Annotated in this window: 26 protein-coding genes; 13 read left to right on the forward strand and 13 right to left on the reverse strand. The window is 70.0% G+C overall.

Annotated features, from left to right (window positions below; translation table 11 throughout):
• Window positions 1–11 precede the first annotated feature (11 nt).
• Together ACFQS9_RS02355 and ACFQS9_RS02360 are read left to right on the forward strand one after the other, a co-directional pair.
• Window positions 12–944, forward strand: coding sequence for a DUF5996 family protein (locus tag ACFQS9_RS02355; RefSeq protein ID WP_378401164.1), 933 nt, complete (start codon window positions 12–14; stop codon window positions 942–944).
• A 31-nt stretch (window positions 945–975) separates the two neighbouring features.
• A complete protein-coding gene (locus ACFQS9_RS02360; RefSeq protein ID WP_378401166.1) occupies window positions 976–1,836 on the forward strand; it encodes a DUF6929 family protein in 861 nt (286 codons plus the stop codon).
• Window positions 1,837–1,866: 30 nt separating this feature from the next.
• Here ACFQS9_RS02360 and ACFQS9_RS02365 read toward each other — a convergent pair whose 3' ends face one another.
• Window positions 1,867–3,204 (reverse strand): YhgE/Pip domain-containing protein, encoded by a 1,338-nt coding sequence (locus ACFQS9_RS02365; RefSeq protein WP_378401168.1) that lies wholly within the window; start codon window positions 3,202–3,204, stop codon window positions 1,867–1,869.
• A gap of 79 nt (window positions 3,205–3,283) precedes the next feature.
• A complete protein-coding gene (locus ACFQS9_RS02370) occupies window positions 3,284–4,006 on the reverse strand; it encodes an SIMPL domain-containing protein (RefSeq protein ID WP_378401169.1) in 723 nt (240 codons plus the stop codon).
• A gap of 185 nt (window positions 4,007–4,191) precedes the next feature.
• On the opposite strand from ACFQS9_RS02370, the gene ACFQS9_RS02375 reads away from it, so the two are divergent.
• The 9 genes from ACFQS9_RS02375 (at window position 4,192) to ACFQS9_RS02415 (ending at window position 12,839) form a co-directional block, all read left to right on the forward strand.
• The gene (locus ACFQS9_RS02375; RefSeq protein WP_378401171.1) at window positions 4,192–4,938 is read left to right on the forward strand and encodes an alpha/beta fold hydrolase; all 747 of its coding nucleotides are present in this window, start codon (window positions 4,192–4,194) and stop codon (window positions 4,936–4,938) included.
• On the forward strand, window positions 4,914–5,297 hold the full coding sequence (locus ACFQS9_RS02380) for a Zn-ribbon domain-containing OB-fold protein (RefSeq protein ID WP_378401173.1): 384 nt from the start codon (window positions 4,914–4,916) through the stop codon (window positions 5,295–5,297). The genes ACFQS9_RS02375 and ACFQS9_RS02380 overlap by 25 nt, the downstream gene beginning before the upstream one ends.
• 97 nt (window positions 5,298–5,394) lie before the next feature.
• On the forward strand, window positions 5,395–6,360 hold the full coding sequence (locus ACFQS9_RS02385; protein ID WP_378401175.1) for a pirin family protein: 966 nt from the start codon (window positions 5,395–5,397) through the stop codon (window positions 6,358–6,360).
• Window positions 6,357–7,139: a pirin family protein gene (locus ACFQS9_RS02390; RefSeq protein ID WP_378401177.1), complete on the forward strand. Its 783-nt coding sequence runs from the start codon at window positions 6,357–6,359 to the stop codon at window positions 7,137–7,139. The genes ACFQS9_RS02385 and ACFQS9_RS02390 overlap by 4 nt, the downstream gene beginning before the upstream one ends.
• A 164-nt stretch (window positions 7,140–7,303) precedes the next feature.
• Window positions 7,304–8,077, forward strand: coding sequence for a pirin family protein (locus ACFQS9_RS02395; protein ID WP_378401178.1), 774 nt, complete (start codon window positions 7,304–7,306; stop codon window positions 8,075–8,077).
• An 86-nt stretch (window positions 8,078–8,163) separates the two neighbouring features.
• The gene (locus ACFQS9_RS02400) at window positions 8,164–9,069 is read left to right on the forward strand and encodes a PaaI family thioesterase (RefSeq protein ID WP_378401180.1); all 906 of its coding nucleotides are present in this window, start codon (window positions 8,164–8,166) and stop codon (window positions 9,067–9,069) included.
• A 98-nt stretch (window positions 9,070–9,167) separates the two neighbouring features.
• Complete coding sequence (locus ACFQS9_RS02405) at window positions 9,168–9,860, forward strand: DUF4190 domain-containing protein (protein WP_378401182.1); 693 nt, start codon at window positions 9,168–9,170, stop codon at window positions 9,858–9,860.
• Window positions 9,861–9,959: 99 nt separating this feature from the next.
• The gene (locus ACFQS9_RS02410) at window positions 9,960–10,856 is read left to right on the forward strand and encodes an intradiol ring-cleavage dioxygenase (protein ID WP_378401184.1); all 897 of its coding nucleotides are present in this window, start codon (window positions 9,960–9,962) and stop codon (window positions 10,854–10,856) included.
• 24 nt (window positions 10,857–10,880) lie between these two features.
• Window positions 10,881–12,839 carry a M13 family metallopeptidase gene (locus ACFQS9_RS02415; RefSeq protein ID WP_378401186.1) on the forward strand — a complete coding sequence of 653 codons (1,959 nt, stop codon included), beginning with the start codon at window positions 10,881–10,883 and terminating at the stop codon, window positions 12,837–12,839.
• A 34-nt stretch (window positions 12,840–12,873) separates the two neighbouring features.
• Here ACFQS9_RS02415 and ACFQS9_RS02420 read toward each other — a convergent pair whose 3' ends face one another.
• Together ACFQS9_RS02420 and ACFQS9_RS02425 are read right to left on the reverse strand one after the other, a co-directional pair.
• Complete coding sequence (locus tag ACFQS9_RS02420) at window positions 12,874–14,253, reverse strand: DUF2252 domain-containing protein (protein ID WP_378401188.1); 1,380 nt, start codon at window positions 14,251–14,253, stop codon at window positions 12,874–12,876.
• 20 nt (window positions 14,254–14,273) lie between these two features.
• On the reverse strand, window positions 14,274–16,037 hold the full coding sequence (locus tag ACFQS9_RS02425) for an ABC transporter ATP-binding protein (protein ID WP_378401190.1): 1,764 nt from the start codon (window positions 16,035–16,037) through the stop codon (window positions 14,274–14,276).
• A gap of 79 nt (window positions 16,038–16,116) precedes the next feature.
• On the opposite strand from ACFQS9_RS02425, the gene ACFQS9_RS02430 reads away from it, so the two are divergent.
• Window positions 16,117–16,695 carry a TetR/AcrR family transcriptional regulator gene (locus ACFQS9_RS02430; protein WP_378401192.1) on the forward strand — a complete coding sequence of 193 codons (579 nt, stop codon included), beginning with the start codon at window positions 16,117–16,119 and terminating at the stop codon, window positions 16,693–16,695.
• Between the two features lie 79 nt (window positions 16,696–16,774).
• On the opposite strand, the gene ACFQS9_RS02435 is transcribed toward ACFQS9_RS02430, so the two are convergent.
• The 7 genes from ACFQS9_RS02435 to ACFQS9_RS02465 form a co-directional block, all read right to left on the reverse strand.
• Window positions 16,775–17,704 (reverse strand): L,D-transpeptidase, encoded by a 930-nt coding sequence (locus ACFQS9_RS02435; protein ID WP_378401194.1) that lies wholly within the window; start codon window positions 17,702–17,704, stop codon window positions 16,775–16,777.
• Between the two features lie 217 nt (window positions 17,705–17,921).
• Window positions 17,922–19,133 carry a serine hydrolase domain-containing protein gene (locus ACFQS9_RS02440; protein ID WP_378401196.1) on the reverse strand — a complete coding sequence of 404 codons (1,212 nt, stop codon included), beginning with the start codon at window positions 19,131–19,133 and terminating at the stop codon, window positions 17,922–17,924.
• Between the two features lie 5 nt (window positions 19,134–19,138).
• Complete coding sequence (locus ACFQS9_RS02445; protein WP_378401198.1) at window positions 19,139–19,726, reverse strand: HdeD family acid-resistance protein; 588 nt, start codon at window positions 19,724–19,726, stop codon at window positions 19,139–19,141.
• A gap of 108 nt (window positions 19,727–19,834) precedes the next feature.
• Entirely contained in the window at window positions 19,835–20,914 is a 1,080-nt protein-coding gene (gene ligD, locus ACFQS9_RS02450) for a non-homologous end-joining DNA ligase (RefSeq protein WP_378401200.1), read from the reverse strand.
• A complete protein-coding gene (locus ACFQS9_RS02455; protein ID WP_378401202.1) occupies window positions 20,914–21,960 on the reverse strand; it encodes an ATP-dependent DNA ligase in 1,047 nt (348 codons plus the stop codon). Before ACFQS9_RS02455 ends, ligD begins: the two co-directional genes overlap by 1 nt.
• 77 nt (window positions 21,961–22,037) lie before the next feature.
• A complete protein-coding gene (locus ACFQS9_RS02460; RefSeq protein WP_378401204.1) occupies window positions 22,038–22,805 on the reverse strand; it encodes an alpha/beta fold hydrolase in 768 nt (255 codons plus the stop codon).
• A 104-nt stretch (window positions 22,806–22,909) separates the two neighbouring features.
• The gene (locus ACFQS9_RS02465) at window positions 22,910–23,122 is read right to left on the reverse strand and encodes a dodecin (protein ID WP_378401206.1); all 213 of its coding nucleotides are present in this window, start codon (window positions 23,120–23,122) and stop codon (window positions 22,910–22,912) included.
• A gap of 129 nt (window positions 23,123–23,251) precedes the next feature.
• Between ACFQS9_RS02465 and lppU the strand changes: the two genes are divergently transcribed.
• Entirely contained in the window at window positions 23,252–23,827 is a 576-nt protein-coding gene (gene lppU, locus ACFQS9_RS02470) for an LppU family putative lipoprotein (protein ID WP_378401208.1), read from the forward strand.
• Window positions 23,828–23,837: 10 nt separating this feature from the next.
• Here lppU and ACFQS9_RS02475 read toward each other — a convergent pair whose 3' ends face one another.
• Window positions 23,838–24,773: an endonuclease/exonuclease/phosphatase family protein gene (locus ACFQS9_RS02475; RefSeq protein ID WP_378401600.1), complete on the reverse strand. Its 936-nt coding sequence runs from the start codon at window positions 24,771–24,773 to the stop codon at window positions 23,838–23,840.
• 92 nt (window positions 24,774–24,865) lie between these two features.
• Entirely contained in the window at window positions 24,866–25,930 is a 1,065-nt protein-coding gene (corA, locus tag ACFQS9_RS02480) for a magnesium/cobalt transporter CorA (protein WP_378401602.1), read from the reverse strand.
• Window positions 25,931–26,079: the final 149 nt, after the last annotated feature.

Consider the following 26,079-nt stretch of genomic DNA (forward strand, 5'->3'; position numbering starts at 1 on the left):
AGGGAGCAACGATGACCGAGACGACGGCAACCGATGCGTGGCCCACGCTGCGCGTCGACGACTGGACCGCCACCCGCGACACCCTGCACATGTGGATGCAGATCATCGGCAAGATCCGGCTCTCGTACGCGCCGATGCTCAACCACTGGTGGCAGGTGCCGCTGTACGTCACCCCGCGCGGACTCACCACCTCGACCATCCCCTGCGGGACGCGGGTCGTCGACATCGAGTTCGACTTCTGCGATCACCAGCTGCGCATCCGCACCAGCGACGGCGGCACGCGCCGGATCTCCCTCGAGCCGAAGTCGGTGGCCGAGTTCTACGCCCAGACCGTGGCGGCACTCGGGGAGCTGGGCGTCGAGGTGCGGATTCAGGCCAGCCCCAACGAGGTCGCGACGGCGATCCCCTTCGCCGAGGACGAGGTGCATGCGTCCTACGACGCCGACGCCGCCAACCGGTTCTGGCGCCAGCTGGTGCAGGCCGACAGGGTGCTGCACCTGTTCCGCTCCCACTTCGTCGGCAAGGTCAGCCCCGTGCACTTCTTCTGGGGCGGCATGGATCTCGCCTGCACCCGATTCTCCGGACGCACCGCGCCCACCCACCCCGGTGGCGCCCCCAACTGCGGCGACTGGGTGATGGTCGAGGGCTACTCACACGAGCTGAGCAGCTGCGGATTCTGGCCGGGCGGCGGCGAGGAGGGCGCCTTCTACGCGTACGCCTACCCGGAACCGGACGGCTTCGCCGACTATCCGGTCGAACCTCCGGAGGCGTTCTACAGCAAGGAATTCCGCCAGTTCCTGCTGCCCTACGAGGCGGTGCGGACCGCGGCCGACCCCGACGCGGCGCTGCTGGGGTTCCTGCACTCCACGTATCGGGCGGCGGCCGACCGCGGGGGCTGGGACCGTGCCGCGCTCGAGGCAGACCCCGCCCGGTGGGATCGGTAGCGCGCAGTAGCGCTCCCCTACTGTGTTGATCGTGCGATCGGAACTCAGTGCCCGCCTCGTCGCGGTACATCCCCTGCCCGGTGTGCGTGCCGGCTCGGCCCTGGTGCGTGTCGGCGACCGCCTGCTGGCGGTGCAGGACGACGCATTCTGCGCCGCCTGGGTCGATCTGCCCGGTCTCGCCGTCACCCCGATGCCGCTCAAGGGCGACGGCGCGGCGCTGGCCAAGAAGGACAAGCCCGACTTCGAGTCGGCCCTGCGCGCCCCGGACGGGACCGTCCACCTCCTGGGCTCCGGGTCGCTGGGGAACCGCTGCACGCTCGCTCGGATCGATCCCGTCGGCGCCGCCGTGACACTGCGCGAGGCGCCCGAGATCTACGAAAAGGTCCGGCTGGCCCTGGGTCTCGACGAGAGGCCCAACATCGAGGGCGCCGGTGTGGACGGCACCCGGCTGCGGTTGTTCCACCGTGGTGCGGGCCCCGCACCGAGTGCGAGCGTGGATCTGCCGCTGGGCGTCCTCGACGGCGAACGCCCTGAGGTGCTCGGGTGCACCTGGTTCGAGCTGGGCACGCTGGACGGCGTCGGCCTCGCCTTCACCGATGCGGTGATCCTCGGCCACCACCGCACGGTGTTCCTCGCCGCCGCCGAGCAGACGGACGACGCCGTCGCCGACGGTCCCGTCGCGGGCGCGGCGGTCGGTCTGATCGACGGCGCCCACGATCCGCACACGGTGCGCTGGACCCGCCTCCTGGAGTCCGACGGCCGGCCCAGCCTGCGCAAGGCGGAGGGCATCGCCGTGGACGACGACCTGCGCGGCGGCTGGCTGATCACCGACCCGGACGACCCGCGGCGGGCCGCCGAGCTGTGCCGGGTCGAGCTCGACGGATTCGGCTGAGGGCCCGGTCGATTCGCGACACCGCGACCGTCAGTCGGTGGACGTCGATCCCGACGGGCGTCGCCGCACCGACCACACCAGCGCGGCCGCGAGTGCGGCGGTGGTCGCCGCGAACACGATCGCGAGGTTCCGAGCGGTGAACAGCTCGGACCCCGCGTCGGATCCGCCGGTCTGGACGACCGCCACCGGCGCGCTGAGCACGGCCCCGATCCGTTCCTGCTGGGTGGCATTGCGGGCCGGAATCGTGTTGACGCCCTTGGTCAGTTGCTCGCCCAGCTCCGTCGACACCGACTTGAGCTGACTGACACCGGTCAGGATCTGGTCCTTGGTGGTGCCCAACAGCGCGGGCGCCTGCTCCGCGATGGGACCGATCCCGGCCTGGAGCTGATTGCCCGCGTCGGTGAGCTGCGCGGAGACGTCCTGCAGCCGGCCGAGCCCACCACGCAGCGCGCCACCCAGGTCGGTGTCGGGTCCGACGTCGGTGCCGAGCAGCCCGGTGATCGAGGTGAGCTGGTCCGATACCAGCGCGAGATCGGTCCGTGTCTGCTCCAACGTCCGCAGCGCATCGCCGCCGATCCCGGTGGCGCGCAGGGTCGCCGCCGCGGCATCGAGTCCGCCCCGCAGCTGCTCGGTGGAGCGGGTGACGTCGCCGAGGGTGACGCCGAGCTCGGTCAACCGCCCCGACACCTCGGTCGCCGGGCCCGCCGCGCCCTCCACCATCGCCGAGACCTGCCCGGCGACGTCGACGAGCTGGTTCGCACCGTCGTTCGCCGTGGCGAGGAGTGGAAGCACCTGGTCGGCCTGACCGAGCAGCTGTTGGGCCTGCGCGTCCGCGGCGTTCGTGGCCGCCGTCAGCAGCTGGGCGGGCAACAGCGTCTGCTGCAACTGCGCCCGCGCCGACGCGATCCCGGCCAGCACGTCTGTGATGCCCTGCGCCCCGGTCTGATCCGAGACGGTCGTCATCAACGCGGACATCGTCTCCCGGTCCGCGGACGAACCGTCGCCGTTGTAGTGCACCGCGAGTTCCGCCTGCCGGGGGGCATTGGTGGAGAGCGAGTTCACCGCGTCGGAGAAGTCCGCCGGGATGGTGACGGACGCCAGATACGTCTCGGCCGACCCCTCATCGGCCGACACCGTCTCCCAGTCGAAGTCGCCCGATTCCTGCAGCGCCGCGACGACCTGCTCGCCCGCGTTCATCGGCTTGCCGCCGACCACGGCACCCGCGTCCTCGTTGACGATCGCCACGGTTCTCGTCGACGTCCCCTCCGGCGAGACCAGGAGGTAGACCCCGGCAACAGCGGCGAGGAGCGCCACCACCGCGGCGATCACCCACGGCCCACGTCTCGAACTCGCATGTGCGGCAACCATATGCCGGACCGTACGGGCGTTCTCTGGCAAGGAGGTGGCGCGAGTGTGAGAAGACTGTGAGGAAGTGGGGCGTTCGCGATCAGTCGATCTCGTAGACGACCGCGACCGTCACGGTCAGCTCCTGGCTGCCCGGCTCGATCGGCGTCGACGCGGCCCGGTCGCCGAGGGCGGCCTCGGGATACGGCGCCGGCCCGGCCGCGGGCAGCTCGGTGATCGAGCGCACCCCACCGAGTCCGACCCCGGCGGCCGCCGCGATCTGGCTCGCCTGCGCCTGCGCCTGCCGCACCGCATCGGCCCGGGCCTGCGCGCGCAGGTCGCTGTCGTCGGCGATCGAGAAGGAGGTCTGCTGGACCCGCACGGCATCGCCTGCCGCGGCCGCGGCGGCGTCGATCAGCCCGCCCGCCGCACTCACGTCGTGCACGGTCGCCGTCACCTGGTTGGTGACCTGGTAACCGGTGATCGTGGACGGGTCCGGGCCGTATGTCGGCTGGACGCTCAGCCCGCTGGTCTGGATGTCCTCGGCCGCGACGCCCTTGGCCTCGAGGGTGTCGATGAGTGCGTTCGCCTTCGCCGCGTTGTCCTCGAGCGCGGCGTTCGCCTGTGGCGCCTGGGTCTGCACGGCGAGCACGACGGTCAAGGTGTCGGGCGTTCCGCTGACCTTCCCGACGGCCTGAGTGCTGATCCCCGGGGGAGCGGAGGTCCCCGACTGGGCGCCCGAGCCGTCGGCGCAGCCCGCGGCGAGCAGGCCGACGGTCGACACGGTCAGCGCCGCCGCGACGACGAAGGTTCGTTTGGTGGCCACGCACTCCACTATGACCGATCACGACCGGCCGCCGCCGAGTTTCGCCTCCCCCGGGCAGCGGCGACACCCGGCCCGCCGCACTCCGCGGGAAACAGGTAGGTACCCCCGTAGTTCTGCCGTCGTCCCCCGGTCCGACCGGAGGAAGAGTGTGATCCACACCACCACCCGCCACACCCGAGGTCCCGATGCCCCACCACCAGCACACCCACCCGCTCCCCGGCCCCGCCGATCCGACGACGCTGACCTCGCTGCGCACCCGCATCGACGGGCGATCCGTGTCCTTCGGTGTCGCAGGTCGGGGCCGTCCGCTGGTGTTCCTGCACGGATGGGGCCTGAGCCATCACACGTACCGGCGGGCGCTGGTGCGGCTCGCCCGCGACGGCGCTCGGGTGCTCGCGCCCTCGCTTCCCGGGTTCGGGGGGACGGCCGACCTCCCTCCGGGTGAGCGGAATCCGGCCGGTTACGCGCGCTGGCTCGGGCGGTTCCTCGACGCCGTCGGCGTCGAGGAGCCGGTGACCCTCGTGGGGCACTCCTTCGGCGGCGGCGTCGCCATCCAGACCGCCCACGATCTCCCCGACCACGTCGCTCGGCTCGTGCTCGTCAACTCGACCGGCGGGGCCGCGCGCCCTCCTTCCGCTGGGGACTCGCGCCCCGTCCGTCCCGGGCTGGTGCGCGAATGGCGCGTCACGACGGGCGGCGATCAGACGTGGCACCTCGCCCGCCTCGCGGGCCGGGGCCTCCCGGTCACCCTGCTGTGGTCCCGCGGCGATCGGATCATCCCGAGAACCGATTTCGAGTCGCTGCGCGCGGCGCTTCGGCGTCCGGCCGTGTTCACGGTCGAGGGCGCCCACGGTTGGCCGATCAGCGATCCCCAGTGCTTCGGGAACGCCATGAGGACCGTGCTCGCGTGGCCGTCGAGGGTCGCGGCATGACCGCGCCGGACATCGCGGGCGACCTCCCGCCGGCGGTGCTGATGATCAATCGTTGCGAGCACTGCGCCGCCCTGCTCGCGCCGCTGACGGCGACCTGCTCCTCGTGCCGGGGCTCGGAACTCCGCGCCGTCCCCTCCTCGGGCGCCGGGTCGGTCGTGTCCTGGAAGGTGACCCACCCGACGGACGACGCCGGCGCGGACTCCGGACCCGCCGTCGTCGGGATCGTCCGACTCGACGACGGCCCGTGGATCTACACGTGGATCGACGGTGAGCTCCCGGCGGGCGCAGACGTTCGCGTGGAGTACCGGCCGACGGCCCGGGGCGAGCGGTTCCCGGTGTTCGCCGTCCGATCGGACTGACGATCCACTCCGCACGACCGGGAATACCTCCGCTCCCCCGGTGTTGACTACGGTGAACTAGTTGAACAATCAACTACCTACCCCGGAGGAGCGCACCATGCCTGCCGTGACCGTCGACAACGTATTGGCCCTACCGCGCATCGCCGACACCGCGCCGGACGCCGCGGCGCGGCCGGTTCTGGCCGTGACCACGGCGCCCGTCGGATATGAGGGCGAGGGCTTCCCGGTGCGCCGCGCGTTCGCGGGCGTGGACCTCAAGCATCTCGACCCGTTCATCCACATGGACCAGATGGGTGAGGTGGACTACGCACCGGGCGAGCCCAAGGGCACCCCGTGGCATCCGCACCGCGGCTTCGAGACCGTCACCTACATGATCGACGGGATCATGGAACACCAGGACTCCAACGGTGGCGGCGGCACGATCGGCGGTGGCGACACCCAGTGGATGACCGCGGGCGGCGGCATCCTGCACATCGAGACCCCGCCCGAGCACCTCGTCGTCAGCGGCGGCCTGTTCCACGGCGTGCAGCTGTGGGTGAACCTGCCCCGCGACAACAAGATGGCGGCCCCGCGCTACCAGGACATCACCGGCAACAAGGTCGCGCTGCTGTCCTCTCCCGACGGCGGCGCCCTCGTCCGCGTCATCGCGGGCGAACTGGACGGCCATCGGGGCCCCGGCTCCACCTACACCCCGATCAGCCTGGTGCACGCGACCATCGCACCGGGGGCGAGCCTGACCCTGCCGTGGAACCCCGAGTTCAACGCACTCGCCTACGTGCTCGCGGGCGAGGGCATGGTCGGTGCCGAGCGCAGGCCGGTCCGGATGGGCCAGACCACCGTGTTCGGACGCGGCGACACGCTGACCGTCGCAGCCGCGGACACCCAGGACTCCCGGACCGAGTCCCTCGAGGTCTTCATCCTCGGCGGCAAGCCGATCCGCGAGCCCGTCGCGATGGCCGGGCCGTTCGTGATGAACACAAAGGCCGAGGTCATCCAGGCGTTCGAGGATTTCCAGGCCGGCCGGCTGGGCTCGATCCCCGCCGCACACGAGACCCTGGCGTGACGGTGCCGTCCGTCGAGATCCGGCGCGGCAGCGACCGCGCGCGCCAGAACTACGGCTGGCTCGACTCCCGGCAGAGCTTTCCCTTCGCGGGCAACTTCGACCTGGCCGCGCACGCGCACGGGCTGCTGGTGGTCAACAACGAGGACATCGTCGACGCCGGGTCCGGCTTCGACACCCACCAGCACCGGGACGCCGAGATCGTCACCTGGGTGCTCAGCGGATCCCTGGTCCACCAGGACTCCGAGGGGCACTCGGGAGTGGTCTTCCCCGGGCTAGCGCAACGGATGAGCGCGGGCCGCGGGATCTGGCACTCCGAGCGCAACGACAGCAGGCGGGTGGACGGGGCCCGCGTCGCCGAGCCCGTGCACGTGGTGCAGATGTGGATCCCTCCGGACGAATTCGGGATCGAGCCGAGCTATCAGGAACTACCGATCGACGCCGAGCTCGACTCCGGGCGGCTGGTCACGGTGGCGTCGGGGCTGCCGCGGCACCGCCACCACGCCGCGATCGGCCTGCACAACCGGCACGCCGGTCTGCATGCCGCCAGATTACAAACTGGACAGTCGGTAACCGTGCCGGATGCGCCCTACGTGCACGTGTTCATCGCGCGCGGATCGGGCGACGTCGAGGGATTCGGCCGACTCGGCCAGGGGGATTCCTTGCGGCTCACCGGGATCGGCGGTCAGAGGTACACGGCGGCCGAACCGACGGAAGTGTTGATCTGGGAGATGCATGCCGCGCTCCGCAAACCTGTCGACGGTCATCACGGATCAGGTTAGGCAGCAACATGTTTCGAGATATCCAGCCAACGCCGGCGGACCGGCGCACATCGATGGGCAACGGCCGATCGTGCAACGGTCCCGCATCGGAGCCGACAACCGTGTGACGAGTCCTTGCCACCCTCGTACCCTGGAAACTCGAAGCACCACAAAGGAGGACGCCCATGACGGCACCCACCACCCCGCACGTCGACATCCACCGTGCGGGCGATCGGATGAAGACCCGGATCTCCTGGCTCGACTCGAAACACTCCTTCTCGTTCGGGCAGCACTACGACCCGGACAACACCCATCACGGGGTGCTGATGGTCAACAACGACGACATCGTGCTGCCGGGTCAGGGCTTCGACACCCATCCGCACCGCGACATGGAGATCGTCACCTGGGTGCTGCGGGGATCGCTGGTGCATCAGGACTCGATCGGGCATTCCGGGGTCATCTACCCGGGCCTGGCCCAGCGGATGAGCGCGGGCACCGGCATCCTGCACTCGGAGAAGAACGACTCCTGGCGGCTGCCGGGGTCCCAGCACGACGAGCATGCCGAGCCCGTTCGGTTCATCCAGATGTGGGTGCTGCCCGACGAGCCGGGCATCGACCCCGGCTATGAGCAGCTCGAGATCGACGACGAGCTGATGCGCGGCGGCCTCGTGCCCGTCGCCTCCGGCATGCCCGCGCACCGGAACCAGTCGGCCATCACGATCGCGAACACGGGCGCGGCGCTGCACGTGGCACGCCTGCAGCCGGGCGGCTCCGTGCAACTCCCCGAGGCGCCCTACCTGCATCTGTTCATCGCCCAGGGCGAGGTGTCGCTGGAGGGCGCGGGAATCCTGTCGGAAGGCGACGCCGTCCGGCTCACCGCGTCCGGGGGGCAGCGATTGTCCGCCGACGCCCCGGCCGAGGTGCTGGTCTGGGAGATGCACGGCCGCCTCGGCGGCTGATCGCCCCCCTGGCCGGCGCCGGGCGGGGCGGCCGCGGATCGGGACCGCATCGGCGAGCCCGCACGGCCCCGGTGTAGAGAAGATGCATGACCACCACTGAGAACCAGCGAATCGACCGGCTCAACGAGCTGATGGGCGTGCAGGCCCTCGAGCTTGCACCCGGCCTGGTCCGGTTCCGCCAGGAGGTCGGGCCGAGGTTCCACGACCACCGCGGCCGGACGGTCCTCGGGTCGATCGGGGTGCTAGCCGACAACGTGCCCGGCCGGGCGATCGGCATATCGGTGCCCGAGGGAACCCAGGTGGTGCTGTCGCAGGTCACGGCCGCGATGGCGGGGCCGCTGCCCACGACGGGCGCGATCGAGGCACGGGGCAGCTCGGTCCGCCTCGATCGCGCGACGGGCACCGGCCTGGCCACCGGCGACATGCGCGGCCCGGACGGCGAGGTGCTGGTGGCGCTGCAGTCCCGCGGGATGGTGGTCACCCGGGAGGCCGCCAACGCCGAGGCGGTGCTCCGGGGCGACGCCCTGCCCGTCGAGCCCGCCGAACCGGTCGCGGACGCCGCCGAGCTCGCCGACCGCGCCGGGCTGGAGATCGTGGAGGACATCGCGCGGGGCGCACTGGCGCGCGGCCCGCTCGCCGGGCTGCTGGGCATGGGCCTGACCGAGGTCGGCAGGGGCAGGGTCATCGGCGAGTTCGCGCCGCGGGAGTGGATGAGCAACCCGCTCGGGTCCATCCAGGGTGGGGTGCTCATCTCCGCGGCGGACCTGATCACCGGTCTGGCCGCTCAGACCCTCACCGCCGCCGGCCAGGGATACGAGTCGCTGGACCTGAGGATCGACTTCGTTCGCTCCCCCGAGGTCGACGGCCTGCCGATCCGCGCCGAGGCCGAGGTACTACGGGCCGGACGGCGGGTGGCCCTGATCGAGTCCCGGCTCGTCGACTCGACCGGGCGACTGCTCGCGCGGGCGGCCGCCAGCGTGCAACTGCTCTGAACCCGGTCGCGGCAATACCGTCTCTCGGCCCGACGACCGGACTACTCTGCGGGTGCCTTGACTTTTCCGGCGCCCACGGGTGAATCCGAGGAGAGACGATGACGAACCAGCCGCCGAATCCGCCGGAGGGAACCCCGCCGCCGGAAGGCCAGCAACCGCCGTACCCCGTCCCCGAGCATGGCACCGGGCCCCAGTATCCGGGCCAGCCATATCCGGGCCAGCCGTACCCCGGCCAGCCGTACCCCGGCCAGCCGTACCCCGGCCAGCCGTACCCCGGCCAGCCGTACCCCGGCCAGCCGTACCCGGGCCAGCCCCAGCCCGGCCAGCCGTACCCGGGGCAGCCGTATCCGGGACAGCCGTATGCCGCGCAGCCCTATCCGGGACAGTCGCCCGCGCAGCCCCGCAACGGAGCGGGCATCGCCGCACTCGTCCTCGGCATCCTCGCGGTGCTCTCCGTCTGGACCATCGTCGGCGGCATCCTCCTGGGCGCCGTCGCGATCATCCTCGGCATCGTCGGTCGGTCGCTCTACAAGAAGCAGCAGGCCACCAACGGTGGGATGTCGCTGGCGGGCATCCTGCTCGGGCTCGCCGGGCTGATCATCTCGATCGTGCTGATCGTGGTCGGGGTCGGCCTGTTCAACAAGGTCGGCGGCCGAGACTTCGTCGACTGCCTCCGGGACGCGGGCAACAACCGGGCCGCCCAGCAGCGGTGTGAGGATGAGTTCCAGAGCAACATCGAGGACAAGTTCTCGGTGACATTCGAGGCCCCGAACGTGGTCCCGCCACGCTGATCGCGCCGGACGCCCAGGCACCTCGCAGCCCGCTGCCAGGGTTCTCCCAGCCGCCCGGTCGACGATGGTGCGCACCATCGACAGCGAGCGGAGATCAACGTGAACGAGGACATCGAGCGCAGCCGCGCCCGCGTCAGCCGGCGGCGAGCGCTGGCCCTGGGCGGGACCGTCGGGTTGAGCGGCCTGATCGCGGCCTGCGCGGGCGACGGCCCCGGCGGGACCGCGACGAGTGTGTCCACGCCCGCCACCGGTGCGGCGGCCGCCGCGAGCGGCGACGTGACCGCCCTGCTCGCCCGGGCCCCGCAATGCGTCATGACCGCCGAGGAGACTCAGGGCCCGTATTGGTTCGACGTCGACTCGATCCGCAACGACCTGCGTGAGGACCGGCCCGGCGCCACCCTCGAGCTGGCGATCCGGGTTCAGGATCTGCAGCAGTGCACCCCCGACGGCTCGGTCGGCGGGGTTGCGAACGCCGTCGTGGAGATCTGGCACTGCGACGCGGGCGGGGTGTACTCCGGCTTCGAGTCCGGTTCGCAGGCCGCGAACGGTGGCCCCCCGCCGGGTGGTCCGGGCGGCCCCGGCGGCGGTGCTCCCGGCGGGCCCGGTGGTGGCGCGGCGGAGTACTCCGACGGCTCGTACAGCAGTGGCGACGCCGAGTCGGCCACCACCGACGACGGCACCTACCTGCGCGGTGCGCAGACCACCGACGCAAACGGGATCGCGACGTTCACCACCATCTTCCCGGGCTGGTATCAGGGCCGCACCACGCACATCCACCTCAAGGTGCACGTGAACAGGGCCACCGTGCTCACCTCACAGCTCTACTTCGAGGAGGCGCTCATCGACGAGGTGTACGCGTCGGCCCCGTACACCGAGCACACCGGGCGCGAGAACAACGTCGACAACGCCGCCGACGGCATCTTCGACGCGTCGGGCATGGTGACGACCGCCAAGACCGCCGACGGCTACCTCGGCGCCATCAACATCGGCGTGTGACACAGCTGCGGTAGAAAGGACTGCATGACGCATTCCGGCATCGACCACACCCACCTCGACGAGGCCACCCGCGCCCAGGACGACCTGTTCGTCCACGTCAACGGCAAGTGGCTCAACGACTACGTCATCCCCGCCGACCGGGCCGTGGACGGCGCCTTCCGTACTCTCTACGACCAGGCCGAGATCGACGTGCGGGCGATCATCACCGAGGCCGCGGAGGCCCGCGGCGCGGAGGGCACCGACTTGCAGCGCATCGGCGACCTGTACAGCTCGTTCATGGACGCCGACACCGCCGAGCGGGCGAGGCTCGAGCCGATCGCGGGCGAGCTCGCCGCGATCGACGCGGTGAGCGATCTCTCGGCGCTCGCGGGCCTGCTGGGCGAGATGCAGCGCACCGGCGTCTCCGGGGCGATCGGCAACTACGTCGACACCGACGCCAAGGATTCCTCCCGCTACCTCGTCCACCTGACCCAGTCCGGGATCGGGCTGCCCGACGAGTCCTACTACCGCGAGGACTCCTACGCGGAGACCCGCGCGGCCTACCTCGAGCACGTGCAGAAGATGCTCGCCCTGGCCGGCCGCCCGGATCCGGCGGCCGACGCGCGGACGATCCTCGACCTGGAGACCCAGATCGCCGCAGGCCATTGGGATGTGGTGCGCAGGCGCGACGCCGAGCTGAGCTACAACCTGGTCACGCTGGCCGATCTGTCCACCGAGAACACCGGGTTCGACTGGACCGCTTGGGTGTCCGGACTCGGCGGCACCCAGGAGTCATTTGCGGAGTTGGTGGTCCGTCAGCCCAGCTTCCTCACCTCGCTCACCGCGCTGTGGACCGAGCGCCCTCTCGACGAGTGGAAGGCGTGGGCGGCCTGGCAGGTGATCCATTCGCGCGCGCCGTATCTCAACGAGGCCGTGGTCGCCGAGAACTTCGCGTTCTATGGACGCACCCTCACCGGCGCCGAGGAGAACCGGGAGCGTTGGAAGCGCGGGGTCAGCCTGGTGCAGGACCTGCTCGGTGAGTCCGTCGGCAAGCTGTACGTGGAACGCCACTTCCCGGCGCACGCCAAGGCGCGCATGCAGGAGCTCGTGGCGAACCTGCAGGAGGCCTACCGCCGCAACATCTCCGAGCTCGAATGGATGGGCCCGGAGACCCGACAGGCCGCGCTGGCCAAGCTGGAGAAGTTCACCCCGAAGATCGGCTATCCGGACAAGTGGCGGGACTATTCTGGGCTGTCGATCTCGGCGGACGACCTGGTCGGCAACTACCGCCGTGGATACGCCGCCGACCACGACCGCGACCTGGCCAAGCTCGGCGGGCCGGTCGACCGTGACGAGTGGTTCATGACCCCGCAGACCGTCAATGCCTACTACAACCCGGGGATGAACGAGATCGTCTTCCCCGCAGCGATTCTGCAGCCGCCGTTCTTCGACGCCGGCGCGGACGACGCCGCCAACTACGGCGGAATCGGCGCGGTCATCGGGCACGAGATCGGACACGGATTCGACGATCAGGGCGCCAAGTACGACGGCGACGGGAACATGGTCGACTGGTGGACGGACAGCGACCGCACCGAGTTCGGCAAGCGCACCAAGGCGTTGATCGAGCAGTACAACGAGTTCGAGCCGAAGGCACTGCCGGGCCACAAGGTCAACGGTGAGTTCACCATCGGTGAGAACATCGGCGACCTCGGCGGCCTGTCCATCGCGGTCGAGGCGTATCGGATCGCGCTGGACGGCAAGGACTCCCCGACGATCGACGGCCTGACCGGCCTTCAGCGCGTCTTCTTCGGCTGGGCACAGGTGTGGCGGACCAAGGCCCGCAACGAGGAGGCCATCCGCCGCCTCGCCGTCGATCCGCACTCGCCGCCGGAGTTCCGCTGCAACGGCGTGGTGCGCAACCTGGACAGCTTCCACGACGCGTTCGAGGTCACCCCCGGCGACGCGCTCTACCTCGAGCCGGAACGCCGGGTCCGCATCTGGTGACGCGCCTGCGGCGCAGTGGTGCGGCTACGGAGCCTCAGGACTCCGTGACCGCACCACTGCGGCACCGCCGCACCCGTTCGTAGTCCAGGCGGTTCTGTTCGCCGTAAGCCACCGCGAACTCGGCGATGGCCTCGTCGAAAACTGTTCCGCTGCCGAGATATCCGGCGATCGCGGCCGGGTCACCGGTGCGGGCGTGGGCCCTGGCCAGCGCGATCGCGCACAACCGCGCATAGGCCTGCAAACCGGGCGGCTTCATCGTGGCGATGCTGAAGGAACCCTTCATGTCCCGGAGCTGCCTGACGTAGAAGTCGCGACCGTATGTGCCTGACCCGGGAAACCATCCGAGGAACGGATCGCTCGCGCTCTGGATCAACCGCTGACCCTCGACCACCCGCCTGCCCTGGTCGCGATAGGTCGCGCCCGCGACATACGGGGCGAGCACCGACGGCTGCGCCTCCTTGATCTGCAGGAACAGCGGGTCCTGCGCACTCGCCCCCACGAACAGCGCCATGAAACCGAGCATGCCGACCGACCCGACCCCGACGACCTTGCCGGCGATGTCCTGGAATCGGTACCGGGCCACCAGTTCGCGCCGGTCCGACGCCAGGGTGCCGAGATAGCGCTCGAAGGAACGCCCGATCAGGTCCGTCACCTCCTCCTGCCGGTCGTGCGGGAGCCGGGTGATCAGGGGCGGCTCGTCCTTGATCAGAAACCTGCCGTTCTCGTACCGGGCGAACCGGTCGAGCGACCCGAGCTGGGTTCGCTTCTCCGCCTTGGCCATAGTCCGCGCGACGACCCCTAGCTTTCGGGTGGAGAACTGATCGCGCAGCCCCGCCAGGACCGTGTCCGCCTCGATCCGGGCGTGCCAGACGTCCAACGCCGGCATCTGCGCCGCGCGCTGGATCCTCTCCCGGTATGCGGCGCCCACGATCCGGGCCGCGGCACGTGCGTCCGCCGCACCGTGACCGTTCACGGTCGCGGCCACCAGCACCGAGGTCGCGAGCCGCTTGACGTCCCATTCGAAGGGACCGCGGTGTACCTCGTCGAAGTCGTTGAGGTCGAAGACGAGCCGACGGTCCGGACTCGCGAACAGACCGAAGTTCGCGAGGTGGGCATCTCCGCTCGCCATCACGGTCAGGTCGGTTCGCGCGCAGTGCGCGAGATCCCACGCCATGATGGCGGCCGAGCCACGCAGGAAGGCGAACGGCGAGACCAGCATTCGCTCGAATCTCAGCGGAACCAGTTCGGGTACCCGTGTCGCGTTCTGCCGGTCGAGGATCGACACCGGATCGGGCCGGTGCGCGGAGGGCGCCCACGAACCGAGCGACCGGCGCGGGATCCGGGCACGCAGATGCTTGCCTCGTCGCCGGCGTTCGGCTGCGGGCTCGGGCGGATCGAAGGCTGCGACGGCCATCGTTCGAGCCTACCGCCGCCCTAGACGGCGACCTGGAGGTCGACCCCGATCCTCAGCGCCGACACCAGTTCCCGGTACAGCTCGTCCGACTTCAACAGCTCGAGGTGCGTGCCGCGCGCCCGGACCCGCCCGCCGTCCATCACCAGGATGGTGTCGGCGTCGATGACGGTCGACAGGCGGTGCGCGATGGTCACCACCGCGCCGGTCTGCGACAGTTCCCGGATCACCTCATGGATGGCGGCCTCGGTCCGTCCGTCCAACTGGGCGGTGGCCTCGTCGAGCAGCAACACGTCCGGACGCTGAACGATGGCCCGCGCCAGGGCGATTCGCTGCCGCTGTCCGCCGGAGACACTGGTTCCGGACAGCTCGCTGTCGAGCCCGTCCTCGAGCGCGAGCACCGTCTGGTCGAGGTGAACCGCGCGCAACGCGTCCCACACCTCGTCCTCGGTGGCCTCCGGGTGGGTGAACATCAGGTTCGAGCGCACGGTGCCCGGCACGATGGGCGTCTCCTGCTCGACATACGCCAGGCGCGAGCGCACCTGGTCGAACGGCAGCTCCGAATAGGGGACGCCGTCGAGCAGGATCTCACCGGACTCGGGGTGCAGGAACCGGAGCAACAACGAGAACAGTGTGGTCTTGCCCGCGCCGGACGGTCCGACGATCGCGGTGTGTCCCCGCGCCGGGATCTGGGCGCTGACGCCGCGCACGGAGGGCTCGGTGCCCGGGGCGTACCGGGCGACGACGTCGCGGAGCTCGAGCACCGGCACATCCGGGGCCGGCCGCAGCGGCCGCACCTCGACGGACTCGCGCTCCTCGACCTCCATGTCCTGCACCTCGCGGATGCGGCCCGCCGCCGCGATCCCGGACTGCACCAGTGCGACGTTCTGCGCCATCGAGGTGACCGGTGCGGTGAGCATGAAGGCGTACAGCAGGAACGCGACCAGACCGGAGACCGCCAGCGCGCCCGTGCTCACCCGGTATCCGCCGAAGGCGAGGATCCCGACGATCGCGAGCTGCAATCCGCCGCCGGCGATGATCCAGACCAGGGCGGTGATCCGAACCGCACGGACGGTGTGCAGCTGCGAGTCCTTCGCATCGATGATGATCCGCTCGGCCTCGCGCGCCTCGGCGCGGCTGGACTTCACCGTCCGGATCGCCCGCAGCGCCCCCTCGAGCACACCGCCGAGCCGTCCGACCGATTCCTGGGCCCGCTTCTGCGACTTCGCGACCTGCGGCATGAGAACCAGGGTCAGGCCACCGACAACCAGCAGGGCCGCGACGGTGGCGCCGAACAGGACCAGGTCGAGCGTCGCCATCAGGACGAGGGTGCCGACCACGCTGATGATGCCGTTGGACAGCTCGACCAGGCTGGACGACGTCGCCTCCCGGAGCAGGACGGTGTCGGAGGTGACCCGGGTGACCAGTTCACCCGACGGCCGCGCCGTCAGGCTGCCGACCGTGGACCGGAAATACCTGCGCACCATGGATTCCCGGGCGTCGTAGACAACCCGGGCGGCGAGCGATCCGAGCAGGATCCACTGGATGTATCCGACGACACCGGTGACCACGAGCACGCCGACCAGGACGACGACGGGCACGAGCATCGAATCGCCGTCGCTGAGCGTGTCCAGGATGTACTTGATGACCATCGGCGTGGCCAGACCCGCGGCCGTGACTATGAGCCCGAGGAACAAGCCCAGGCTGAGCACCTTCCGGTGCGGCCGGATGAAGGACCACAACAGCCGCACGTTCGGCCAGCTCACGGACGCCGGGGAATCACTCATGTCCACCAGTGGAACATCGACGTCCCATTTTTGTCAATGAATGTTCTATTTCGAAACGATTGACTGCTACCGTAGGCGCATGTCCACCGAGACCGTCCCCGAATCGGGCACCAAGGCGCGCACCCGCCGCGCCATCCTCGACGCGGCCGTCGACGTGCTCGGCAAGAACGCAGGTGCCTCCCTCAGCGAGATCGCCGCCGAGGCCGAGGTCGGCCGCAGCACCCTGCACCGCTACTACCCCGAGCGCGTCGACCTGATCCAGGCGCTCGGCGAGGACGCCCTCGACAAGCTCGGTGCCGCCCTCCGACGGGCACGCCCCACCGAGGGCGATGCCGCCGCCGCACTGCGCCGGATGAGCCACGAGTGCTTCGACCTCGGCCCGCTGCTCTCGCTCATGTTCGGTGACCCGCAGGCGCTCTCGAACGCGGCGTTCTGGGAGGGCCTCGGCGCGATCGACGCCCCACTGCTCGCGGTGATCGAGCGCGGCCAGTCCGACGGCACGTTCACCTCGACGCTCAAGGTCCGGTGGATCCGCCGAATGCTCTGGTGGTGCCTGCTCACGGGATGGGAGGGCTTCAACAACGAGGGCTACTCGCGCACCGAGGCGATCGAGGCGATCGACACGACCGTCGCCCGCATCACCAACCCCGACCACTGACGCGCAACGCCGTCACCTGAACGAAAGCGCGCACGATCACCGGGTGATCGTGCGCGCATCTCGTGCGATGAGGAGCCGGTTACCGGTTCCAGTCACCGAGTCCGTCGGAGCCGTTGAGCGTTCCGCCGCTGGTGTTCGTCACGATCACCGGGTCGCCCTTCTTCGCGTTCTCGAAGAACCACTTGCCGTCCTCGGTGCTCACGTTCAGGCAGCCGTGACTGACGTTGGAGTAGCCCTGCTGGTTCACCGACCACGGCGCGGCGTGCACGAAGATGCCGCTGTTGGAGATGCGGGTCGCGTACTCGACGTACGTGCGGTAGCCCTCCGGCGCGTCGATCGGGACTCCGTAGGTGGACGAATCCATGTACATGTCGCGGAGCTGCTCGCCGACGATGTAGGTCCCGTTCGGCGTCTCGTGGCCGGTCTTGCCCATCGAGGTCGGCATCGTCTTGACCACCTCACCGTTGCGGGTGATCGTGATCGTCTTGGTGTTGTCGTCGGCGGTGGCGACCAGCGCGTCGCCGATCCTGAACGCGGAGCGCGCTCCGCCCGCCTCGACGACGACCTCGGCACCCGACGGCCAGAACTCGGTCGGCCGCCACCGCACCTGGCTGTTGTTGATCCAGTAGAAGGCGCCGTCGACCTTCGGGGTGGTGGTGATCTTGATGGCCCGCTCGGCGACGGCCCGGTCCTCGATGCTCTCGTCGAACCGGATGATGATCGGCTGGGCGACACCGACCACCTCGCCCTCGGACGGGTTCAGGCTGGGCGCCGAGAAGTTGGCGGGCCCGACCTGCGGCTCGGCCGGGGGCAGCGGCACCAGGGGCGCTGAGGGCGCCTGCTGGCCGGGGAGGGTCGGCAGCACGACGTCGGGGCCACCGGGGAACAGCGGCACGGCCTGCGCGGGAACGACCAGGGTCGCGCCCACGGCGGCGACACCGATCAGGGTCGTCGCGACCCGACTCGTCCAGCGCCGACGACTGGTGGTCCCGGTCTCGATCTTGCGCATTCAAGTCCCATCATCCGACTGCAGAAGAAATCGGTGAAGCCCGCATCCACGGGCTTCGCCGATTCCAGTAGACACAACAGGTTCGTCGTTGGCCAGGAGCCACTCCGCCCAGACGGCCAGGTCGTTCGGCTCCGGCCCAGGTCGCGGGCGTGCCGAACCCGGTGGGTGATCCGGCTCTCACCGGCCGGTTCACCGGGCCCAGCGGCCCGGCGGCGCACTAGCGACCGCGCACGATCTTCTGCGCCACCGCACCGAGCCGAGCCAGCCGCAGGTCGCCGAGCGCGGTGACCGCATTGCCCATCCGATTGGTGACGAAGCCGAGCGCGAGGCCGGTCTCGGGGTCCGCGTACGCCCCCGACCCGCCGACGCCGTAGTGCCCGAACGCGGTCCTCGGCTGGGACCGGTTCGCGACGAACACCGGGTGATAGCCGAGCCGCCAGTTCACCCTCGCCCCCAGCACGTAGTCCCGCCCGTAGGTCTGCACCTCGCCCATCTGCTCGACGGTGTCCGTCGAGAGGAACCGCCTGCCGTCGATGACGCCGTCGTTCGCGATCGCCGCGTACATCTTCGCGAGCGCCCGCGAGGTGAACACACCGTTCCAGCCGGGCATCACCGCATCGTGCACGATCGGGTCGCGGACCAGTTCGTCGAAGCCCTCCGGCATGCCCGCCTCCGCCAGGCCATTGAACGGGCGCAGCCGCGACATCACCGAGGAGGCCACGCCCCAGGAGACCGCACCGGGGCTCAGATGTGGGAACAGTCTGGCGATCCGGTGCCGCTGCTCGGGCGGCACCCGGTACCAGAACTCCTCGACACCGAGCGGCTGCGCGATCTCGGTGCGCACCACGTCGGTGAAGCTGCGCCCGGTCGCCCGCGCCACGGTCTCCGCGACGATCCACCCGAACGTGACCGCGTGATAGCCGGGACCGCTGAGCCGGCGGGGGTCCGGCCGCGCCGCCGCGAGCGCGGCGACCACCCGGTCGTAGTCGAGGAGCCCGGCCTTGCCCGGGACCAGCCCCCGAACCCGGTGCAGGCCCGCCCGATGGGTGAGTACGTCGCGGATCGTGATCCGCTCCTTGCCCGCGGACGCGAACTCCGGCCAGTAGGTGGCCACGGGCTCGTCGTAGTCGACGAGCCCGCGATCGGCCAGCCGGTGCAGCACGGTGCTGGCCACGCCCTTGCCCGTGGAGAAGGACAGCGCGACGGTGTCCCGCCGCCAGCGACGGTCGCGGTCCGCCCATCCGGCCCAGATGTCGAGCACCAGCTCGCCGTTCACGTAGGCGGTCAGGGCGCCGCCCCCGTTGTGCGGCTGCCGGTACAACGCGAAGAACCGGTCGGCCAAGGGCAGGAACCGCGCGTCGACGTGCATCTCGGTCGGTGCGCTCCCGCCCGCCGCGACCATGCGCGAACGACCGCCTCGACTGTTCATACCGCTCAGACCACTCCCGCGCGCTTGGCAGCCGCACGGAGCTGGAATGCCCCGAGCACGAACACGATCCCGAAGACGATGGCGAAGAATCCGACCAGCCAGACGAGGCTACTGACGCCTTCGACGGGGAAGATGACCATCAGCAGGCCGAACAACACCGCAAGGATGCCCGCGATCAGGAGCCAGACCCACTGCCCGCCCACGGATTTCACCTTGAACGCGCCCATGATCTCGAGGATGCCGACCAGGATCGCCCAGAACCCGATCACGTACACGGCCACCAACACGGTGATCTCGGGCCATGCGAACGCCACGATGCCGGCGAGCACGGACACCACGCCGCCGATCAGCCACCACACCCAGCCGGTGACGATCTTGCGTGCCTGGATCGACCGGACCACGTCGACGAGGCCGTCGACGATCGCGTACACACCGAACACGATCACCATCGCCCACACGGTGACGCCCGGCCAGACCAGCGCGACGATGCCGAAGATGACGGCGAAGATGCCGCGGATCAGCAGCAGCCACCAGATGTCCTTGCCGATGCGCAGCATTGCCTCGTTGCTGTCGACGATGGGGTTCTCCGTCATCGCGTCCTCCGATGCTCGTACGTGCCTGGACAGCTGATTCGGAGCCTAGTGCCTCGTGCGCGAAGTCTCTCGGCGATTGACGGGGATCCACGTGGCGAGCGGAAGACGCTACTTCCGGTCGCGGTCCTTGCTCGGCTGCACCCGCTTCGGCTCGCCGGGCATCTTCGGGTACTGCGGCGGATACGGCATGTCGCCCAGCCCGTTCGCCGCGTCCCGCTCCGCCATCTCCAGCAGCGCCTCGAGCGAGTGGGCGATGTCGTCGATCCGGGCGGCCGGGTCGCCGCGCCTGCTCACGAGGTCGGGCACGGTCGCGATGGTGAAGTCGTCCGGCTCGACGTCCGGCAGCTCCGCCCAGGTGACCGGGGTCGATACCGTCGCCCGCGGGGTCTTGCGAACCGAGTAGGCCGAGGCGACGGTCTTGTCCCTGGCCGTCTGGTTGAAGTCGATGAAGATCCGTTCCCCGCGTTCCTCTTTCCACCACGCGGTGGTCACCCTGGCCGGATCGCGGCGCTCGATCTCCCTGGCCACCGCGATGGCCGCGCGGCGCACGTCGATGAAGTCCCAGCGCGGCTCGATCCGTACGTAGACGTGGATCCCGCGCCCACCGGAGGTCTTCGGGAATCCGACCAGTCCCAGCTCGTCGAGCAGCGGCGCGACGATGTCCACCGCGACCGCCCTGGCCTCCGCGAACCCGGTGCCCGGCTGCGGATCCAGGTCGATGCGCAGCTCGTCCGGACGGTCCGGGTCGGCGCACCGCACCGGCCACGGATGGAAGGTGACGTTGCCCATCTGCGCCGCCCACACGATGTCGGCGGCGTGCCGCACCCGCAAGGCGTCGGCGGTGCGGCCGTTGGGGTTGGTGACCGTGCAGGTGTCGAGATACTCGGGCCGCTTGGCGGGCAGCCGTTTCTGGTAGATCTCCTCGCCCTCGATGCCGTCCGGAAAGCGCTGCAGGTGAGTGGGCCGGTCCCGCAGGGCCGTCATGATCCCGGAGTTCCCGCCGTCGAAGAGGGCGATGGTCCGGTAGTACTCCACCAGGTCCCGCTTGCTGCCACCCTCCGCGCCGAGCTGCGGGAAGTAGATCTTGTCGGGACTCGACAGCCGGACGGCGACGCCGTCGACGTCGAGTTCCAGGGCCGGGGCTTTTGCGCTCCTTTTCGTCGGTCGCTCCGCTCCATCGAGTGCCATCAGTTCTCCCCCGCCAGCACGTCGCTCAGGTCATATCGCACCGGGACCTCCAGTTGCTCGTAGGTGCACTCGCGCGCCTCACGGTCGGGTCGCCAGCGCAGGAACCGCGCGGCGTGCCGCAGCCGGTCGCCCTCCATTTGGTCGTAGGCCACCTCCACCACCAGTTCCGGTCGCAGCGGCACCCATTGGCGGTCCTTGCCGGTCGACCACCGGCTGGCCTCCCCGTCGTACACCACGTCCTCACCCTCTCGGTGGGGCTGCAGCAGTTCGAGCATCTCGATCCGCTTGGCCGCGGTGAACGCTGATGCCCCGCCGATCATGCGCAGCTCCTCGCCGTTGTAGAGGCCCAGCAGCATCGACCCGATGCCGGGCTGACTCTTGTGCGGTCGGTACCCGATCACCACGCAGTCCGCGGTCCGCGCATGCTTGACTTTGATCATCTCGCGCTTGTTCGGAAGATAGTGCCCGGCAAGCCTCTTCGCGACGACGCCGTCGAGCCCGGCACCCTCGAACGCGTGGAACCACTCCTGGGCGAGTCCGGCGTCGGTGGTGGCGGTGGTGACGTGGCAGGACGGCCCGCCGCCGACGTAGTCGAGCAGGATCTCCCGACGCAGGGCGAACGGCCGCTTGGTCAGGTCATCGTCGCCGAGCGCGAGCATGTCGAATCCGACGAGCTGCGACGGTGTCTGCTCGGCCAGCAGGGCCACCCGGCTCTCGGCCGGGTGGATCCGCTCCGACAGTGCCTCCCAGTCCAGCCGGGTGTGGCCCTCGATCTCGCGCGGCACCACCAGCTCACCGTCGAGCACGCAGCGGACCGGGAGCTCGGCCCGCACCGCCACGATCATCTCGGGGAAGTAGCGGCCCAGGTCCTTTCCGCTGCGCGAGCTGAGCACGACATCGTCACCGTCGCGAAAGACGATGGCGCGGAATCCGTCCCATTTGGGTTCGTACGACCACACCGGCTCCTCGCCGTCGGGCTGCGCCGGGACCGCGGGGGCGGCCTTCGCCAGCATCGGCTGCAGGGGCGGAGTCAGCGGCAGATCCACGCACCCATACTTGCGCACCGAGCCCGTCTTGGCGAGAGAACGCGCCCCGGCCGCCTCCGATCGTCCGCGACGTGCGGTCATGCGAAGCGCGCCCGACGGATCGGTGCCATGGTCGGCACCGGTTCGGTGGTCAGGAAGTCCAGGATGATCCGGTTGCAGAGATCGGGTTTCTCCACCAGCAGGCCGTGCGAGGTGCCCGGTACCACCGCGAGCTCCGCATCCGGCAGGCCGCGGTACAGCGCGAGCGCGTGCTCGAGGGTCACCTCGTCGTCGTCCCCGAGCATCACCAGCGTCCGGCTGGTGACCCCGCGCAGGTCCTCCGCTGTCAGCGTCGGCTCCTCGACGTGCATCCGGTCCAGCTTCCGGGCCACGATCGGGTGGTGACCGGCCCCGTCCGGCGACACCTCGGCGTACATGTCCGCGAGGAAGGCCGGCGGATCGCGGTCCGGATCCACCACCCCGGGCTCCCATCCGTCCCGGTGATAGACGCCCGCGACGAAAACCAGCCGGCGGACCAGGTCGGGCCGGCGCAGCGCCACCAGCAGGGCCACGGTCGCGCCGTCGCTGCAGCCGAGCAGGTGGGCGGGCGTGCGCACCACCGATTCCAGGAACGCGATGGTGTCCCTGGCCATCTGCTCGTAGGTGATGGGACCCGTCAGGTCGGGGGTGTGACCGTGGCCCCGGCGCTCCGGGGTGAACAGCCGGAAGCGGCGGGCGAGCCCGTCGATGTTCGGGCCGAAGGCGCGCGCGTCCACACCGCCCGGGTGCAGCAGCACGAGCGGCTCACCCTCGCCGTGCTCGGCGTACCAGGTGTTCAGGTCCCCCAGCCGTACACTGCCCGCCACCGCCGGCCCTCCTCTGCGTCATGGTCACGGCACCGCCGTAAGCACTGCCGTAACTATGACCCCGCGGGGCGCCGAAACTCATCGGTCGGCGCGCGGGCGCCTGCTCATTCGACGTCGAGCCGGAACCCGAGCTTGAGGGTCACCTGGACGTGTCCGACGGCGCCGTCCACGATGTGTCCCCTCGTGCCCACCACCTCGAACCACTCCAGGTTGCGGACGGTCGTACTCGCCCGGGCCACCGCCTGCGCGATGGCGTCGTCGATCCCCTTGCTCGAAGAACCCACGACCTCGGTGACGCTGTAGACGTGATCGCTCATCGGTCTTCCTCACTCGTCGGCGACGGAACTCCCCGACCAGCGTATGGCCGTCTCGGGGTCGGCGGAAGGATTTCCCGTGACGACGGGACGACCAATGATCGAACCGGCGTCGGGTGCTCTAATTGCCGTATGACAAACACCCGCCTCAAGCGCGGACTCGCCGCCGTGGGCCTGACCCTGGCCGCCCTCTCGCTCGGTGCCTGCGGCAGCGAGGTCACCGGCCGAGCGGTGCCCGAGGCGGGCGGCGGTGTCGTGGCCGACACCCTGTTGCCGGACGAACCGCGGGCGGACACCGGGGGAACCGTCGAGATCGACGTCGAGATCGGCGAGTGCGTGGAACTGACCGGCACGGTCGACGACGCGAACGTGGTGAAGGCCCCGTGCGGCAGCGCCCCGGCGAACTACAAGGTGATCGGCAAGGCGCCGACCAACGCGCAGTGTGTGAGTGACGCCGACTCCTACTACTACGAGACCCTGATGGGTGACGAGCAGGGCGCGCTCTGCCTCGACATCGACTGGGTCGTCGGGGGCTGCATGGAACTGGCGGGTGATCAGCCGACGCACATCGACTGTGCGACCCCGGCCCGCGAGGGCGTCCGGGTGGTGGAGATCATCACCGACGTCACCGATGTCGAGAAGTGCTCCACCCCCAGCGGTTACGTCTACGACGAGCGCCGGTTCGCCGTCTGCACGGAAGACCTGTAGCTCCCCCTGATCACCGCACCACCAGCTCGGCGATGACGGCTCGGTGATGCCCGCCGGGCACGTCGACGATCCGCACCGCGGTCGCGCCGATCGCAGGTCCCGCGGTCAGCACGTGGTCGAGCCCCACGCCAAGCAATCGCGGGAGGTCCGCGGGCCACGTGGTGGCCGCGCCCGCACCGACCTCCTCGGCCGAGTCCCGGCAGCCGGCTCGGATCAGGGCACGGAAGCTCGAATGGTTCGCGGTGGTGTTCAGGTCGCCCGCGATGACTGTCGGGACTCCCGTTCGACAAGAGTCGCGCAGCGTGTCGAGATCGTCGTTCCAGGCCGCCTCGGCGAAGGGAGACGGCGAGTTCGGATGCACGCCGAGCACGTCGACCGAGCTCCCGCCGACCCGAACGGTGACCCCGACCATCCCCAGGCTCAGCGGCAAGCGGGTCGGCTGTGCAGTCGCGGACACGCCCTCACGAACGAGCACGGTCGTGGCCGCCGGGGTGCGGACCGCCGCCTCGGGTGCCACGCTCGACCCGTCCGCGGCGGACCTCGGCGGGTATACGTCGGTGGTCGCCGAATAGCCCGCGTCGATCCGCCCGATCAGCGACTGCGCGTAGGCCGCGGACGCCTCGGGGAGCACCACGACCGCGGGCCCGTGCTCCTCGATCACGGCGGCCGTCGCGTCGAGGTCGGCCGAATCGGCGCTGACGTTGAGGACCAACAGCCGCAACGTATTCGGGCCGGATGGCGGCTCCGCACCGATCCACCGGGGGAGCACGCCCCCGAGCGAGACGAGGGCCAGCACAGCGAGGACCGCGGCCGCGGTCCTGTCCCACGCCCAGGCGAGCACAGCGGTACCGACGAGAGCGAGGACCGCTATGTGCACGCGGAAAGCCGTCGCCTGGGCGAAGACCGGGAAGCGATCGAGCGTGACCTCCACCATCGAGGGCAGCATGGTCACGAGCACCGCGATCGCGAGGGCGACCGCGCTCGCGGCGCAGAAGAGCGAGCGCCACTGCAGGCGGTCGCGCCCGCTCCGGCCGGTACCTACAGCCAGCCCTTCCGCTTGAAGATGGTGTAGAGGGTGATACAGGTGAGCGCCATCATCATCAGCGCCATCGGATAGCCGCCCACCCAGTGCAGTTCCGGCATGGTGTCGAAGTTCATCCCGTAGACGGTGCCGATCAGGGTGGGGGCGAACAGGATTGCGGCCCAGGACGAGACCTTCTTGATCTCCTCGTTCTGCGCGTAGCTGGCCTGGGTCAGCGCCGACATCTCCTCGTTCTGGGTCTGCGAGACCAGGGTCGCGTTCACGGTGAGGATGTTGCCCAGCAGCTGCCGGAAGCCGTCCGCGCGCTCGACCACCGTGGTCGCGTGGTCGGTGACATCGCGCAGGTACTTCTGCAGTTCCTCGTCGGTCTTGTACTTCTCGAACCCGGCGGACAGCCCGCGCAGCATGTCCAGCAGGGGCTTCGTGGCGCGCTGGAACTCGATGACCTCGCGGGAGAGTTCGTAGATGCGCCGCGACACCTTCGGGTCGCCGCTGAAGACCTCGGTCTCGATCTCGTCGATGTCGTTCTGCAGCCCGGCGACGACCGGGGCGTACCCGTCGACCACCGCGTCGAGGATCGCGTAGAGCACCGCTTCCGGACCGAGCTTGAGCAGCTCCGGGTCGTTCTCCATTCGGCTGCGAACCGCGGACAGGTCCGGCGATTCGCTGTGCCGCACCGTGATCACGAACGTCGGACCGCAGAAGACGTGCAGCTCGCCGAAGTCGACCCGCTCGGTCTCGTCCAGGTAGCGGGCCGCGCGCAGCACCACGAACAGGGTGTCCCCGTAGCGCTCGAGCTTGGGCCGCTGGTGCGCGACGATGGCGTCCTCGACCGCGAGCTCGTGCAGCCCGAACTGCTTCGCGGCGGCATGCAACTGCTCCTCGTCGGGCCGATACATCCCGATCCACGCCATGGACGATTCATCCGGCAGGCTGCGCAACGCCTCCGCGAGGCTGGACGGGGTCTCGATCCGGGCGCCGTCCCGATAGACCGCGCTGTTGACCACGCTCGCCTCCACCGGCGCGAGCGGCGAGGGGGGCGGCGTGGGGTGTGGGGCCATCGAGTGCTCGGGAACGATCAGATCGCTCGACGGGTTGGCGGACCGGCTGGGCAACAGCGGACGGAAGGATCGCTTTTCACGCATGGGGGCGGCTTTCGCATGAGTCGGATGCACGGGCGCGCGCCGCGAAAAGGGAGCGGCACGGGTGT

The organism is Rhodococcus daqingensis, from assembly GCF_042665615.1.
GTDB lineage: Bacteria > Actinomycetota > Actinomycetes > Mycobacteriales > Mycobacteriaceae > Rhodococcus_G > Rhodococcus_G daqingensis.

Bases quoted from the DNA above. Each gene is read 5' to 3' on its own strand.
- ACFQS9_RS02475 (WP_378401600.1), bottom strand. From the start codon at position 24,773: ATGCTGCCCTCGATGGTGGAGGTCACGCTCGATCGCTTCCCGGTCTTC.
- ACFQS9_RS02365 (WP_378401168.1), bottom strand. From the start codon at position 3,204: ATGGTTGCCGCACATGCGAGTTCGAGACGTGGGCCGTGGGTGATCGCC.
- ACFQS9_RS02400 (WP_378401180.1), top strand. From the start codon at position 8,164: ATGACCACCACTGAGAACCAGCGAATCGACCGGCTCAACGAGCTGATG.
- ligD (WP_378401200.1), bottom strand. From the start codon at position 20,914: ATGGCACTCGATGGAGCGGAGCGACCGACGAAAAGGAGCGCAAAAGCC.
- ACFQS9_RS02440 (WP_378401196.1), bottom strand. From the start codon at position 19,133: ATGAACAGTCGAGGCGGTCGTTCGCGCATGGTCGCGGCGGGCGGGAGC.
- ACFQS9_RS02465 (WP_378401206.1), bottom strand. From the start codon at position 23,122: ATGAGCGATCACGTCTACAGCGTCACCGAGGTCGTGGGTTCTTCGAGC.
- ACFQS9_RS02355 (WP_378401164.1), top strand. From the start codon at position 12: ATGACCGAGACGACGGCAACCGATGCGTGGCCCACGCTGCGCGTCGAC.
- ACFQS9_RS02435 (WP_378401194.1), bottom strand. From the start codon at position 17,704: ATGCGCAAGATCGAGACCGGGACCACCAGTCGTCGGCGCTGGACGAGT.
- ACFQS9_RS02430 (WP_378401192.1), top strand. From the start codon at position 16,117: ATGTCCACCGAGACCGTCCCCGAATCGGGCACCAAGGCGCGCACCCGC.
- lppU (WP_378401208.1), top strand. From the start codon at position 23,252: ATGACAAACACCCGCCTCAAGCGCGGACTCGCCGCCGTGGGCCTGACC.
- ACFQS9_RS02395 (WP_378401178.1), top strand. From the start codon at position 7,304: ATGACGGCACCCACCACCCCGCACGTCGACATCCACCGTGCGGGCGAT.
- ACFQS9_RS02375 (WP_378401171.1), top strand. From the start codon at position 4,192: ATGCCCCACCACCAGCACACCCACCCGCTCCCCGGCCCCGCCGATCCG.
- ACFQS9_RS02405 (WP_378401182.1), top strand. From the start codon at position 9,168: ATGACGAACCAGCCGCCGAATCCGCCGGAGGGAACCCCGCCGCCGGAA.
- ACFQS9_RS02420 (WP_378401188.1), bottom strand. From the start codon at position 14,253: ATGGCCGTCGCAGCCTTCGATCCGCCCGAGCCCGCAGCCGAACGCCGG.
- corA (WP_378401602.1), bottom strand. From the start codon at position 25,930: ATGGCCCCACACCCCACGCCGCCCCCCTCGCCGCTCGCGCCGGTGGAG.
- ACFQS9_RS02445 (WP_378401198.1), bottom strand. From the start codon at position 19,726: ATGACGGAGAACCCCATCGTCGACAGCAACGAGGCAATGCTGCGCATC.
- ACFQS9_RS02385 (WP_378401175.1), top strand. From the start codon at position 5,395: ATGCCTGCCGTGACCGTCGACAACGTATTGGCCCTACCGCGCATCGCC.
- ACFQS9_RS02415 (WP_378401186.1), top strand. From the start codon at position 10,881: ATGACGCATTCCGGCATCGACCACACCCACCTCGACGAGGCCACCCGC.
- ACFQS9_RS02425 (WP_378401190.1), bottom strand. From the start codon at position 16,037: ATGAGTGATTCCCCGGCGTCCGTGAGCTGGCCGAACGTGCGGCTGTTG.